Origin of the sequence: Ochrobactrum sp. C6C9, from assembly GCF_022627935.1 — a bacterium.
Classification (GTDB): Bacteria; Pseudomonadota; Alphaproteobacteria; order Rhizobiales; family Rhizobiaceae; genus Brucella; species Brucella teleogrylli.
In genome coordinates, this window is sequence record NZ_JABXGB010000055.1 from 1 (window position 1) to 14,374 (window position 14,374).

The window sequence follows — 14,374 nt, forward strand, 5'->3', positions numbered from 1 at the left end:
CTCTGAGACTGGCTGTTCTCGCGAGCGCGCTCGGCTTGTCTGTTGCTCTCCCGCAGGCCTATGCGCAGGAAGCGCCGAAACCTGCCGCGAAGGAAGCACAGAAGCCTGCGGCGAAGGAAAACGCCGAGCCGACAGCGCAGAAGAAGCCAGAGGCTGCGGAAACAAAGGCGCCCGTGGAAGAGACCAAGCCATCCGAACAGACGCAGGATGCCGCCAATGGCGTTACGGTCCCGGAATATCGCGACGACCGGTCTTCGCCGCAGGCGCTAATCGAATCTTACTATAATGCGATCAACCGCAAGGAATATACGCGGGCTTATGGGTATTACTCGGAAGAGGGGCGGGAGCCCGACTTCAAGACCTTTGTGAAGGGCTACGAGAACACCAAAAGCGTCAAGGTCGCTTTGCGCAAGACCGAGCCCGATCCGGGTGCAGGCCAGATCTATTGGAGCCAGCCGCTGGCCATCGAAGCCGAGAGCAATGATGGCAAGAAGGAAGTCTTCGGCGGCTGCTACACAATTCATCTTACCAATCCCGCCATGCAGGAAGAGCCGCCCTTCAAGCCGATTGAAATCATGACCGGCTCGCTGAGCAAATCGGAACTGGAGCTTGAAAAAAGCGTGCCGGAAGCCTGTGAAGCCCCATAATTCTTTGATCCCGGCAACGGAATAGAAAGGTGAAATAAGCCCCGATCGCTGATGACGTTTTCACGCTTGACCTTACCACGATGGCAAGGTGCATAAGGTATGCATAACAAGTGTGGAGCGTTACCCGTGATGAAATTGACTATTCCCAAGATGAAATGTGGCGGCTGTGCCGATAGCGTGACTGCCGCCCTGCGCAAGCTCGATGCTACGGCGCCGATTGAAATCGATCTCGAAACCAAGGAAGTCGAGTATGGCGGCGATGCGTCCAGAGATGCCGTGGTTTCCGCGCTGGCCGCAGCGGGTTATCCGGCTGCAAACGCTCAATAATGTGATTTTGCCAGCGCTTGCGCCGGGACAAGACAGGATGTAGGTGCCGGGAAGCCTCGCTTTCCGGCATTTTCTTTCCGCAAGGAAAGTGGGGCTGAAAAGGTTCGTTATGGTGAGTTCAAGTGCCGCAAATGCGGGTGTTTCGCAGCTGTTTCATTGACTGCACCAGCGATTTTTGCCACATCAACGGCAAATCTCGTTTATGGTGCACTCGCAGCGGGGTTTGAACCAACGCTGCGGAGTGCTTTGTGATATGAAACATCGCGTTAGGCGATAATGAAGGGTTGAGGGCTATGGCAGCCGATTTCCAGGATCTTCGCACAAAGATGGTCGACAATCAGATCCGTACGACGGACGTAACCGATCTGGCGGTTATCGATGCATTCCTGGCGGTACCGCGGGAAGCTTTCGTACCGACTGTGCGTCAGGCTGTTGCCTATATTGACGAAGACCAGCGGCTTGAGACCGAAGGTTCTGCACCACGCTATCTGATGGAGCCGTCGCCTTTCGCCAAGCTCGTTCAGCTCGCCGACGTGAACAAGAACGATGTCGTGCTGGATATCGGATGTGGCACTGGTTATTCCTCGGCGATCCTGTCGCATCTGGCCGGTTCGGTTATCGGACTGGAGAGTGATTCTGCACTTTCTGCGGCTGCGACCGCGCGTCTTGCCGAACTCGGCTATGACAATGTTGTGATTGTGTCGGGCGACCTGCATGCCGGCTATCCTTCGGAAGCACCTTACGATGTGATCATGATCGAGGGCGGCGTGGATTTCGTTCCGGACGCCTTGTTCCAGCAGCTTAAGGAAGGCGGACGCCTCGTCGCCGTCGAAGGCCGCGGAAATGCCTCGGTTGCCCGGATTTACGTTAAAGAAAATGGTGTTGCATCGGGACGCATTGCGTTCAACACTGCGGTGCGCCCACTTCCGGGATTCGAGCGGATTCCACAGTTCGAATTTTAATTTCGGGGATTGGTACAATTCTGCAACGCTGCGGAATTTCTTTGTGCATGCTCTGGGCAGGGCGATGGAAATAACCGATTTTAAAGGTTATTTAAGGTTGCCCGAACTGATTGGTTCGATTTACTGAAATTGGCTGTTCTTAAGATGAGGTACCCGGTGTTTAAAACATACAAAGGACTGGTCGCAGCGGCAGCATTGTTGGCCGGCACCGTTTTATCGGGGCAGTCCGCCTTATCTGAAACCCTGCCTGGTGCACTGGTCAAGGCTTATAAGAATAACGCCACGCTCAACTCGTCCCGCGCAGGTGTGCGCATTCAGGACGAGAACGTGGCGATCGCCAAGTCCAATTATCGCCCGCAGATTACCGGTACTTATGATGCAAGCCGCAGTCGTTCGCCGACGAGCGGTTACCGCACCAGTGGCACGGTCGGCATTCAGCTGAACCAGATGCTGTTCGACGGTTTCCAGACCAAGAATAATGTCGCCGCAGCAGAAACGCAGGTTTTTGCCCAGCGCGAAAATATGCGCAATGACGAGCAGAACACGCTCTATAGCGCTGTCGTCGCCTATATGGACGTTTATCAGAATCGCCAGATCGCCGTGCTTCGCGAGAAGAATCTGGCTGCGATGAACGAACAGGTGCGTGCAGCTCGCGCACGTCTGGATGTTGGTGAAGGCACGCGCACGGACGTTGCGCAGGCTGAAGCCAGCCGTTCGACAGCAGTTGCCGAACTGAATAGTGCCCGCGCCAATATCAAGTCGGCTGAAGCAACCTATATCCGTATCGTTGGTGCGCAGCCGGGCAAGCTGTCTGCTGCTGCGGCAGCGAAGAACCTGCCCAAGTCGCCGAGCGAGGCTTTCGCAATCGCGCAGGCAGGCCATCCCGGCATTCTTGCAACGCAATATGCGGTGAATGCCGCTGGCTACAACGTGAAGGCCAAGGAAGGCGCAATGCTGCCAACCGTTGGTCTGTCGGCTGGCGCCAGCCGTCTCGATACTTATGCCGGTTCGACGGTGGGTGACGGCAATTCCGCTTCGGTCGGTATTGGCGTGACCATTCCAATTTATACGGGTGGCCGCACCTCGGCGCAGATTCGCCAGTCCAAGGAACAGCTTGGTCAGGCGCGCATCGAAGTTGACGTTGTGCGCGATCAGGTTCGTGAAGCCATTGGTTCGGCATGGTCGCAGCTAGAAGCTGCCCGCGCTTCGGTCAAGGCAAATCGCGATGGTATCGCCGCCGCCCAGCTCGCGCTGGACGGTGTGGTCGAAGAACGCAAGGTTGGTCAGCGCACCACGCTCGACGTGTTGAACGCGCAGAACGATTTGACTGCTGCCGAAATCAGCCTGGTCCAGTCGGAGCATGATGTGGTTGTCGCCAGCTATGCGCTTCTCAACGCGACCGGCCGCATGACCTCGAAGCAGATGGGCCTTCAGGTGGCTGAATATAAGCCGGAAGAACATTACGAGGCCGTCAAGGACAAGTGGTTCGGCCTGCGCACGCCGGACGGTCGCTGATCAGCGAGAATTCAGATCAAACGGCGCCTTCGGGCGCCGTTTTTGTTTGATGATGATTCGCGAGCGGCGGCGATCAATTCTTAACAAAATGATAAAGCTGTGGGTTCAATTGGCTGGCTCTCTTGCGGGGATTCTCAAATCGTCGAACGTCCGGTACCCTTAATTCATTGATTCTCTGTCCTTTGCAGGACGCGGCTTGCGAAGCTGCGGAACGGTTTTCCGCGCCGGAACGGCTGCTCCAAACAGAGAAGGAGAACCTTGCGTCGCTCACACGCGCGCATTGCTCTATTCTGAAATAGGGAAGATGGACAGCTATGGCACAGACATCCAGCGCATCACGCGAACCGTCCATGGAAGAGATTCTCGCTTCCATCCGGCGCATTATTGAAGACAGCGATGTGAGCCGCCACCCTGTGTCCACCACGGCGAATTTTCCGTTGCGCGGCGAGGTGGCAGAGTTCCGTCGCCCAGTGCCTGCGCAGGAACAGCCCGCTGCAGAACCTCCGGTATCCAGAGCGGCAGAAAAGCCGGTCATGATGCGCGATATTCTAAAAGATGAGCCGGTGTTGCGCGGCTCGATTGATGCGCCGGTCAAAGCCGCGCCCGCACCGGAACCGGAAATCGAAGAGGAAGAAGAGGACATTGTTCTCGACGCCCAGAACGATGACCGGCGCGCCGCCGAACTGTCCCCGAACGCGCCTGCCGCAACTGCTCCGGAAGCTGCAAAAGAGGATGTTTCGATAGAGGCGCTTGATCGCTCATTGGAAGATGGCATCGCCGAAGCCATCGACGAACTGCTTGAACCTGACCTTGAAGAGCCTGTCGAGGCAAGCGCTGCGCCCGTCGAGGAACCAGTTTCAGAAACGCCGGTTGCTACCGCTGCTACGACCGCACCCGAACCACTGGCAAAGGCGGCTACGGCTTCCCATATTCTGTCACAAGTGGCAGAACGTCAGGTGGCCGCCGCCTTCCAGGATTTGAGCCACGTCGTGCGGTCGGAACCGCGTCGTTCGTTTGATGATATCGCTGCAGAGATTCTTCGTCCGATGTTGCAGGATTGGCTGGACAACAATCTGCCCACCCTTGTGGAGCGGCTTGTTCGTGAAGAAATCGAACGGGTGGTGCGCGGCGACCGATAATCGACGTGTTGCCTGTCTAAAACGGCCTTTGAGTTCAAAAGCCCGTCTGTCTCGCAGGCGGGTTTTCACTTTTAAAGTGATTTATCACCCGTTTGTTGTTATTGAGCGCTCAATCCTTTCATTGCGCAAAAAGACCGGATAATTCCATGCTTGAGAAGACTTATGACGCCGCGGCCATAGAGCCGAAAATTGCCGAACGCTGGGAAGAAGCTGGGGCATTTAAAGCGGGAGCAGGAGCGAAGCCAGGAGCCGATCCTTTTGCCGTGGTCATTCCTCCGCCGAATGTCACCGGATCGCTGCATATGGGCCACGCGCTCAACAACACGATTCAGGACATTCTGGTTCGTTTTGAGCGCATGCGCGGCAAGAACGTGCTGTGGCAGCCGGGCATGGATCATGCCGGTATCGCCACCCAGATGGTTGTCGAGCGTCAGCTGGCCGAGAGGCAGGAGCCGAACCGCCATGTCATGGGCCGCGAGAAGTTCATCGAGCGTATCTGGCAGTGGAAATCAGAATCCGGCGGCATGATCTCCAATCAGCTGCGTCGGCTTGGCGCGTCGTGCGACTGGTCGCGCGAGCGCTTCACCATGGATGAGGGCCTGTCGCGCGCTGTTCTGGAAGTCTTCGTCACGCTTCACAAGCAGGGCTTGATCTATCGTGACAAGCGACTGGTCAATTGGGACCCGAAGCTGCTGACGGCGATTTCCGACATTGAAGTCGAATCCCGTGAGACGAAAGGGCATCTCTGGCACTTCCGCTATCCGCTGGAAAATGTGCCGTTCGATTCAGAAAATCCGCATACTTACATTGTTGTCGCGACGACCCGTCCGGAAACCATGCTGGGCGATACCGGCGTTGCGGTCAATCCGAAGGATGAGCGCTATCACGCTCTGGTCGGCAATGATGTCGTTCTGCCGCTCGTTGGCCGTCATATTCCGATTGTCGCTGATGATTACGCTGATCCGGAAGCTGGTTCCGGCGCGGTCAAGATCACGCCTGCGCATGATTTCAACGACTTCGAAGTCGGCAAGCGCAATGATCTGCGCGCGATCAATATTCTGACGCCGGCAGCGGCTGTCACGCTGAAAGACAATAACGACTTCCTCGAAGGCCTGCAGCTCACGCCGGAACTGAAGGCGCTGATCGCCGAGCTGGACGGACAGGATCGCTTTGCGGTGCGCAAGCGTATCGTTGAGTTGATGGACGAGCGCGGCTATTTGGAAAAGGTTGAGGATCACACCCATGCCGTTCCGCATGGTGATCGCGGCGGCGTGCCGATCGAGCCTTATCTGACCGACCAGTGGTATGTGAACGCAGCCGAAATGGCCAAGCCTGCCATGGCCGCTGTTCGCGACGGTCGCACCCAGATCGTGCCTAAAAACTGGGAAAAGACCTATTTCGACTGGATGGAGAACATTCAGCCGTGGTGCGTTTCGCGTCAGCTATGGTGGGGACACCAGATTCCGGCGTGGTATGGCCCGGATGGCGCCTGTTTCGTTGAAAAGAGCGAAGCCGAAGCCAAAGCGGCTGCGAAGGCGCATTATGGCGAAGACGTTGCTCTGGAACGCGACACCGACGTTCTGGACACCTGGTTCTCATCGGGCTTGTGGCCTTTTTCGACGCTGGGCTGGCCCGACAAGACGCCGGAACTCGCGACCTATTACCCGACCAGCGTTCTGGTGACCGGCTTCGACATTCTGTTCTTCTGGGTTGCCCGCATGATGATGATGGGCCTCCATTTCATGGAGGAAATCCCGTTCCATACGGTCTATCTGCACGCGCTCGTTCGTGACAAGCACGGCGCGAAGATGTCGAAATCCAAGGGCAATGTCATCGACCCGCTGGAATTGATGGACGAATATGGCGCCGATGCACTGCGTTTCACGCTGGCCATCATGGCCGCGCAGGGCCGCGACGTTAAGCTCGATCCGGCGCGTATCGCGGGCTACCGCAATTTCGGCACCAAGCTCTGGAATGCGACGCGTTTTGCGCAGATGAATGGCGTTGAGCTCAACGCGGATTTCCATCCGGAAAACGCAAGGCTTGCGGTCAATCGCTGGATTCTGACCGAACTGACAAAGGCCACGCGTTCCGTGACCGAGGGCATTGCCAATTACCGTTTCAATGAAGCGGCTGGTGCGGCCTATCGCTTTGTCTGGAACCAGTTCTGCGACTGGTATCTGGAATTGCTCAAGCCGATCTTCATGGGCGACGATGAAGTGGCAAAGGCCGAAGCGCAGGCTACGGCTGCTTACTGTCTGGATCAGATCTATAAGTTGCTGCATCCGTTCATGCCGTTCATGACGGAAGAACTGTGGACGCTGACGGCTGGTGAAGGCAAGAAGCGCGATACGGTTCTGGCACTGGCCGACTGGCCGGAGCTTTCCTTCGCGGATGAAGACGCGGCTGCCGATATCAACTGGCTGGTCGATCTCGTCACCGGTATCCGCTCGGTGCGCGCGGAAATGAACGTCCCGGCAGGTGCTGTGGCACCAGTCGTCGTTCTTGACGCCAACGCAACGTCGACGGAACGTTTTGAACGTCACGACGCTGCGATCAAGCGTCTGGCCCGTGTTGAAAGCGTGACCTTCGAAGCGCAGGCTCCGAAGGGGGCAGCGCAGATGCTGCTCGGTGAAGCGACGATCTGCATTCCGCTCGGCAAGCTGATCGATCTCAAGGCTGAAGCTGCACGTCTGGCCAAGGAAGCAGGCAAGATTGCCGCTGATATCGACCGGATCGAGAAGAAGTTGTCGAACGAGAAGTTCGTGGCCAATGCCAAGGAAGAGGTCGTTGAAGCCGAACGCGAGCGTTTGGTCGAGCTGAAGGAAGCCGCGGAGCGGGTTGCGACAGCTGAGTCACGTATCCGTGACGCAGGTTGATTTGACGCGTTCCGCAACGTAAGACTTTCACGAATCAACACCCGGCAGCGAAAACTGCCGGGTGTTTTTTGTGCGGTATGTCGCGGAAAAGTTGCGTTTCAAGGGGCTTTGGACCGCATCGAACCGGCGTTTCGATTGTTTTTTGAAAATGTTGCCCTTTCGCAACAAGGCCGAAATATGGCCGAAAAAGGGGCAATTTGGGCGAATTTCTGGTCTACATTTGTCGGAATGTTTCCACCAAATGGAGAAACGCCCCGTATTTTAAGCGTTTTGAAAGAAGCGACTTCGAAGCCGCTCATAGCCCGCGAATGATTGGATATTGCAGGTCGAATCCTTCCTGTTTTACGTTTGCGTCAACGTTAATGCCGGTTGCTATCTGGGAGGACATAATGAGCGGACGCGGCTTAAAAATTGGGGGAATTGCAGCGGTACTGCTTGGGAGTGCGGTTGTCGCTCATGCAGGTGGTTTTGAACGCAGCTCGCAGGATTTTGATATCCTGTTTGAGCAGGGAAACGCCGTTGATGCGTCGGGAACTTTCGTAGCCCCGCAACGCAAGCTCAAGAATATTCGTGGTTCTGCAATCAGCACGATGAGCGGTGGCGTCAATCCATTGACGGGCCGAGCCTTCGAAACGGAAGTTGACGAGGCGGAGAGCTACTGGGTGCCGAAGTTTTCGGCCAAGTTCGACCTGACGAGCGATCTGGCCTGTGCGGCGCAATATCGTCAGCCCTGGGGTATCAGCACCGATGTCGGCATCGATACGGTCCGTGCTTATACGGCGATAGAACAGAAAATTTCGTCGCATGACTACGGCGTCAACTGCTCCTACCGCTTTACTGCGGGTGAAAAGGGCTATTTCCGCATTCTCGGTGGTGTGAGCTATCAGGAACTCCGCGGCGAACAGACAAAAGCCATTCCGGGTATGCCGCGAGGAAACCCATATAACATCCCCGCCGGCCCAACCCGTATCGGATCGCTGGATGTTGACGATCAGGCTGTAGGCTGGCGTCTCGGTGCAGCTTATGAAATTCCAGAATATGCGGTGCGGGCAAGTGTCGTTTACCAGTCCAAGGTCAAATACGACCTTGAAGGTACGGTCGATAATCTGGTTCTCAATCCGATCACCGGAAGAGGCATGTCCCTAAATGTGGACAGCGAAGTTTCCACGCCGCAGTCGCTCGAGTTCAAATTCCAGACCGGCATCGCGCCCGACTGGCTTGCATTTGGTTCTGTGAAGTGGACCGATTGGTCGTCGCTCACATCGGTCGATTTTGCCACATCTGACAGCAAGGTTCTGCCGAGCGGTACTAAGGTCACCAGCCTGAACCTTTATTATCAGGACGGCTGGACCGTGAGCGGCGGTGTCGGTCACAAGTTCAATGACCAGTGGTCGGTTGCAGGAACGGTGACATGGGATCGCGGCACCAGCACGGGTCTCACATCGCAGACCGATATCTGGCTGTTCGGTCTCGGCACCAATTACAAGCCGAACGACCAGTTCGAAGTTCGTCTCGCCGGTGCTGCTGGCTGGCTGTCTTCGGGTGAAGTTGATGACACGGTCGTCAATGGCACGCGGAACCTGCTGGGTTCCAAGGGTGAATTCGGCAACGACTTCGTCGGCGGTCTCTCGCTGACGGCGAAGGTCAAGTTCTGATCCATCGGATCAAATATAACTCAAGGGCCGGAGCATCCTAACAATGTTCCGGCCCTTTATGTATCAGCCCGGCAGTTCCCGCTGCCGGGCTTTTTGCGTGATCGGTCCGGGGAAATTTTAATTCCAGAAGCGTCTAAAGTAATCGAACCGGCGGTTCGGTTTCGCAAGCACGCCATTGCGCATTCGCAGCAGGCGGAAACAGGCCAAAAACGGCGGTTTTAGCGGAATTTGATTTGGGATTTGTTGGAACTCTGTCGCTGAGCCAATTTGCTCGGGGGGCGCTTTGGCCGCACAATTAACTCGCTATTGGTTGGATATTGCAGCTCCGTTTCTTCCCGTTTTACGTTTGCGTCCTCGTTAATGCCACAGCTTCTTGGGGGGAGATTTATGGGCGGACGCGGCTTTCAAATCAGTTGTATCGCGGCAGTGCTGTTTGGGAGAGCGGTCGTCGCTCACGCCGGAGCTTTCGAGACGAGTTCGCAGGATTTCGATATTCTGTTCGAACAGGGAAACGCGGTCGATACGTCGGCGATTTATGTGGCTCCCCAGCGTCGATTGACGAAAATCGGTGGCTCGGTCGCCAGCGACACGAATGGCGGTATCAACCCGGCGACAGGCCGCCCGTTCGAAAAAGGTATCGAAGAGGCGAAGGGCCTTTGGGTGCCGAAGATTTCGGCCAAGTTCGATCTGACCAGCGATATTGCCTGTGCTGCGCAATACCGTCAGCCTTGGGGCATCGACACCGATGCGGGCATTGAAACGGTTCACTCTTACACCTCGATCGAACAGAAGATCACGTCGAACGATTACGGTGTGAACTGTGCCTATCGTTTTGATGCGGGCGCGATGGGCTATTTCCGTATTTTGGGTGGCGTCAGCTATCAGGAACTGCGCGGCCAGCAGACCAGAATGATCCCGCATTTTTCCCGCAATCCTGACGGCATTCCCGGAAGCCCGTTTCGCGCCGCTTCTCTGGATGCAGATGACCAGTCGTTTGGCTGGCGAATTGGCGCTGCCTATGAAATTCCTGAATATGCGATCCGTGCGAGCATCGTTTATCAATCTGCGGTCAAGTACGGCCTTGAAGGCACTGTTGATAATCTGATTTTGAACCCAATCACCGGGCGCGGCGAACCGATTGATGTGAGCAGTGACGTTGCAACACCTCAATCCGTCGAATTCAAATTTCAGACGGGTATAACGCCCGGTTGGCTGGCTTTTGGCTCGGTAGAATGGATGGACTGGTCAAGCGTGACGTCGGTTGATTTTGTTGCGGCTGACAGTGCGGTTCTCCCTATCGGCACCAGAGTTACCAGCCTGAACCTCTATTATCAGGATGGCTGGACTTTGAGGGGTGGTGTTGCTCACACGTTCGACAACCACTGGTCTCTCGACGGGACTTTGACCTGGGATCGCGGCACCAGCACGGGCCTCACCACGCAGACGGACCTCTGGTTGTTCAGCCTTGGCGCCGGTTACAAGCCAAGTGACCAAGTCGAGTTTCGTCTGGCGGGCGCTGCGGGTTGGCTGGTCTCAGGAAAGGTTGACACGACGCTTGCCGACGGTGAGCGCAGTCTGCTGGGTTCCGAGGGCGTACTCGACGATGATTTTGTCAGCGGGCTGTCGCTCACGGCGATGGTCAAATTCTGATTGAACGCGGCTAATATAAAAAAGCCCGGCGGGAATGCCGGGCTTTTCTCCTGAACTGAACTCAGTTGATGTTCACTTCTGCTCCAGACGCGCCAGCAGAGAAGACGTATCCCAGCGATTTCCGCCGATCTTCTGCACTTCTTTGTAGAATTGATCGACAAGCGCAGTGACGGGCAGAAGCGCGCCATTGCGGTCTGCTTCGTCAAGGCAGATGCCCAAATCCTTCCGCATCCAGTCGACGGCAAAGCCGAAATCATATTTGCCCTGGTTCATCGTGGCGGAGCGGTTTTCCATCTGCCACGAACCGGCAGCGCCCTTGGAAATCACCGCGATGAGCTTTTCGATATCGAGACCGGCCTTCTTGCCAAAATGAATGCCCTCGGCCAGTCCCTGAACGAGACCGGCGATGCAAATCTGGTTCACCATCTTGGCCAACTGTCCCGAACCGACAGGACCCATGAGACCGACAGACCGGGCATAGGCGTCGATGATTGGCTTGGCGCGCTCGAAAACCGGCTCGCTGGAACCGACCATCACGGTCAACACGCCGTTTTCCGCGCCAGCCTGACCGCCGGAAACCGGCGCATCGATGAAATGAACGCCAAGCTTCTGCGCTTCTTCCGAAAGCTCGCGTGCGACTTCGGCAGAGGCAGTCGTGTTGTCGATGAAAATCGCGTCTTTCTTCATTGTCGAGAAAGCGCCGTCCGGGCCGATTGTTACCGAACGCAGATCGTCATCATTGCCGACGCAGGCGAATACATAATCGGCATCGCGCACGGCTTCTGCGGGCGTGGCGGCGAAACTGCCGCCGAATTCCTTCGCCCATTTTTCCGCTTTTGCCGTCGTACGGTTATAAACCGTAACGTCGTGGCCACCCTTGTTCCTGAGGTGTCCTGCCATTGGATAGCCCATCACGCCCAGCCCGAGAAAGGCTACTTTTGCAGTCGTCGTCATTCGTTCATTCCTCTGGATAGTTTGTGGACCGTTTGATCAGGTGAGGGGTGTCATCACAGCCGAACGGTAGGCAGGGCGCTCTTTCAGGCGCTCATACCAGCTTTCGAGCTGCGGAAGCGAGGGGCGTTCGATGGGGAACTCGAACCATGCATAGGCATAGCAGCCAATCGGAATGTCGCCGATGCCAAACGCGTCTCCGGAGAACCACGGCGCTTGGCCGAGACCGTCATTGGCAATCTTCATGGAACGGGCAAGGCCGTCGAGACCGCGTTGCAGGATTGCCGGATCGCGCTTGTCTTCCGGCAGGCGGATCATATGCTTCATCACATTGCTGAAATCGCTGTAGAGCGTGTTGGACGCCCAATCCATCCATTTTTCCGCTTGCGCCCGCTTGGCCGGGTTTTCGATCCACAGGCTGTTTTTGCCATAGGTTGCAGCCAGATAACGCGTGATGACATTCGATTCCCAGAGCACCGTTTCTCCGTCTTCGACAAGCGGAATGAGGCCATTGGGATTGCGCGCGAGGAAGGCCGGGTCGTCCAGGCCGCCAAACTGGCCGCCCACGTCGATCTGTTCGTAATCAAGGCCAAGCTCCTGCGCGATCCAGAGCGCTTTCTTGACATTGGTGGAATTGGTGCGACCCCAGATTTTCAGCATGATATTGCCCATTGCTATGCTTGAGAAATTGTCTGTGCGCTGCGTGGCAGCGAAGACATATTGTTGATTAAACAGATAGCCCCCGGAAGCTGCAAGGCTGCCGAGGGCTAAATTTAAGGTCTATCTGGTAAATCAACGAACAAGATGCCGTGTCAGCTTCCGTTCGAGATAATCCCAGATGTGGCGCAGCGCTTCGACGATCAGCAGATAGATCACGGCTGCCCAGAGATAGGTCTGGAAATCGAAAGTGCGGGAATAGGCGCGGCGCGTTTCACCCATCAGGTCGAGAACCGTAATGATGGCCACAATGGCCGAGCCCTTGATCATCAGGATGATTTCATTGCCGTATGGACGCAGCGCAACGATCAGCGCCTGTGGAAGAATGACCTTCCAGAACGTCACGCGCTTGGAAATGCCCAGCGCCGCGGCACCTTCCCACTGGCCCATGGCAACGCTCTGGATCGCGCCGCGCAGGATTTCAGCCTGATAGGCAGCCGTATTGAGCGAGAAGGCCAGAATGGCGCAATTCCATGCATCACGGAAAAACACCCACAGACCGATGCTTTCTAGGAAAGGCCGGAAAGTGCCGAAGCCGTAATAGATCAGGAAGGTTTGCGCCAGAAGCGGCGTGCCGCGGAAGAAATACACATAGCCGAAGGCGATGGCTTTCAGCCAGCGATTGTTCGACATGCGTGCGGCTGCGATCGGGATCGACAATGCAGCGCCGACAAGGATCGACACCACGACCAGTTTCAGGGTGATCAGCAGGCCGGACCAGTAGCGCGGTCCATAAGTTTCGAAGAGATCGATGCGCCAGACATTGTAGAGATAGATGGCGAGCCCAGCGAAGAGCAAAGCCCATATGCCGACGAAGATGTGGCCTGCAATGCGAGCGCGGGTCCATTCGCGGACGACGGGCGGCGGCGCCATGACGGCAGCACTGGTTTGAGTGACGGCTTCGCTCATGATCATGCACCCCGCGAACGATTGCTGCCCGCATCAGCCCATTGGGCAATGCGGTTGATGAAATAGGACGAGATGATCGCGAGAGCGAGATAGAGCAGGCAGGCGACGCCGAAGAACAGAAACGGCTCCTTGGTCACGCGCGCTGCGATGGATGTCTGACGCATGATGTCGGACAATGTGATCACGGACACCAGCGACGTGTCCTTCAGCAGCACCAGCCACAGATTGGCAAGGCCGGGCAGGGCGATGCGGATCAATTGCGGCAGGATGACCTTGCGCATGGTTTGCCAGTGCGACAGGCCGACAGCGTAACCGCCTTCATATTGGCCACGCGGAATGGCACGGAAAGCGGACAGGAAGACTTCACTCGAATAGGACGAGAAGACGAAACCGAGCGCCACCATACCGGCGGCAAAGGCGTTGATCTCGACATTCGCATTGATGCCGAAGAGCGCCAGCAGTTTCTGTAGGCCGAGCGAAGCGCCGAAATACACCAGAAACAGGGTCAGCAGTTCTGGAAGGCCGCGGAAAATGGTCGTGTAGATATTCGAGGCCAGTCGGATCGATGGTTCGCTCGATTGCTTCCCCAAAGCAACCAGAAATCCGAGAACGAGGCCAACGGGCAGAGTGGCGATTGCCAGAGTGACAGTGACCAATAGCCCCCAGGCGATGCTCCTCGACCAACCTTCGGGGCCGAAACTCAATAAAGTGGCGTAATGTTCCATCGCCTTTTTTCTTTTTTCTGGGCGGATACCAAATCCGGCGGTCTCTGTTTCGAGCGCTTCTACCGAATGGTCTGCCATAAATGATGTGCGCCGGTTTGTGTGACACAAACCGGCGCAAACTTCTTCAAAGCAACTTAGTTTTCGGCGCCGTAGGCGTCAAACTCAAAGTACTTATCGTTGATTTCCTTGTACTTTCCGTTGGCGCGGATCGCCTTGATGGCCGCGTTGAACTTTTCAATCAGTTTCGGGCAGCCTTTCTTGAAGGCATCGCCTGCACCTGGACCGTGAATTTCTACAT

14 protein-coding genes are annotated in these 14,374 nt (G+C 56.2%); 9 read left to right on the forward strand and 5 right to left on the reverse strand.

The window, feature by feature from the left end:
- Positions 1-35: 35 nt before the first annotated feature.
- The 9 genes from HWD97_RS23155 (at position 36) to HWD97_RS23195 (ending at position 10,774) form a co-directional block, all read left to right on the forward strand.
- Positions 36-647 (forward strand): hypothetical protein, encoded by a 612-nt coding sequence (locus tag HWD97_RS23155; RefSeq protein ID WP_371835712.1) that lies wholly within the window; start codon positions 36-38, stop codon positions 645-647.
- A 126-nt stretch (positions 648-773) separates the two neighbouring features.
- Positions 774-974: a heavy-metal-associated domain-containing protein gene (locus HWD97_RS23160; RefSeq protein ID WP_109369129.1), complete on the forward strand. Its 201-nt coding sequence runs from the start codon at positions 774-776 to the stop codon at positions 972-974.
- Between the two features lie 293 nt (positions 975-1,267).
- Entirely contained in the window at positions 1,268-1,936 is a 669-nt protein-coding gene (locus HWD97_RS23165) for a protein-L-isoaspartate O-methyltransferase (protein ID WP_109369128.1), read from the forward strand.
- 144 nt (positions 1,937-2,080) lie between these two features.
- Positions 2,081-3,451, forward strand: coding sequence for a TolC family outer membrane protein (locus HWD97_RS23170; protein ID WP_109369127.1), 1,371 nt, complete (start codon positions 2,081-2,083; stop codon positions 3,449-3,451).
- A gap of 314 nt (positions 3,452-3,765) precedes the next feature.
- Positions 3,766-4,590, forward strand: coding sequence for a PopZ family protein (locus HWD97_RS23175; RefSeq protein WP_109369126.1), 825 nt, complete (start codon positions 3,766-3,768; stop codon positions 4,588-4,590).
- Between the two features lie 146 nt (positions 4,591-4,736).
- A complete protein-coding gene (locus tag HWD97_RS23180) occupies positions 4,737-7,469 on the forward strand; it encodes a valine--tRNA ligase (RefSeq protein WP_109369124.1) in 2,733 nt (910 codons plus the stop codon).
- Positions 7,470-7,577: 108 nt separating this feature from the next.
- Entirely contained in the window at positions 7,578-7,781 is a 204-nt protein-coding gene (locus HWD97_RS23185) for a hypothetical protein (protein WP_109369123.1), read from the forward strand.
- A 350-nt stretch (positions 7,782-8,131) separates the two neighbouring features.
- Positions 8,132-9,124 (forward strand): OmpP1/FadL family transporter, encoded by a 993-nt coding sequence (locus tag HWD97_RS23190; protein WP_235858883.1) that lies wholly within the window; start codon positions 8,132-8,134, stop codon positions 9,122-9,124.
- 387 nt (positions 9,125-9,511) lie between these two features.
- Positions 9,512-10,774: an OmpP1/FadL family transporter gene (locus tag HWD97_RS23195; RefSeq protein ID WP_121536228.1), complete on the forward strand. Its 1,263-nt coding sequence runs from the start codon at positions 9,512-9,514 to the stop codon at positions 10,772-10,774.
- A 72-nt stretch (positions 10,775-10,846) separates the two neighbouring features.
- Here the strand turns inward: HWD97_RS23195 and HWD97_RS23200 are convergent, their stop codons facing one another.
- The 5 genes from HWD97_RS23200 to HWD97_RS23220 all read right to left on the reverse strand — a co-directional run.
- A complete protein-coding gene (locus HWD97_RS23200; protein WP_109369120.1) occupies positions 10,847-11,728 on the reverse strand; it encodes an NAD(P)-dependent oxidoreductase in 882 nt (293 codons plus the stop codon).
- A gap of 36 nt (positions 11,729-11,764) precedes the next feature.
- A complete protein-coding gene (locus HWD97_RS23205; protein WP_109370243.1) occupies positions 11,765-12,385 on the reverse strand; it encodes a glutathione S-transferase family protein in 621 nt (206 codons plus the stop codon).
- A gap of 132 nt (positions 12,386-12,517) precedes the next feature.
- Complete coding sequence (locus tag HWD97_RS23210) at positions 12,518-13,351, reverse strand: ABC transporter permease (protein ID WP_109370242.1); 834 nt, start codon at positions 13,349-13,351, stop codon at positions 12,518-12,520.
- A 2-nt stretch (positions 13,352-13,353) separates the two neighbouring features.
- Positions 13,354-14,076 carry an ABC transporter permease gene (locus HWD97_RS23215; RefSeq protein ID WP_109370241.1) on the reverse strand — a complete coding sequence of 241 codons (723 nt, stop codon included), beginning with the start codon at positions 14,074-14,076 and terminating at the stop codon, positions 13,354-13,356.
- Positions 14,077-14,210: 134 nt separating this feature from the next.
- The coding region (locus tag HWD97_RS23220; protein ID WP_371835713.1) for a transporter substrate-binding domain-containing protein at positions 14,211-14,374 on the reverse strand (164 nt) is incomplete at its 5' end.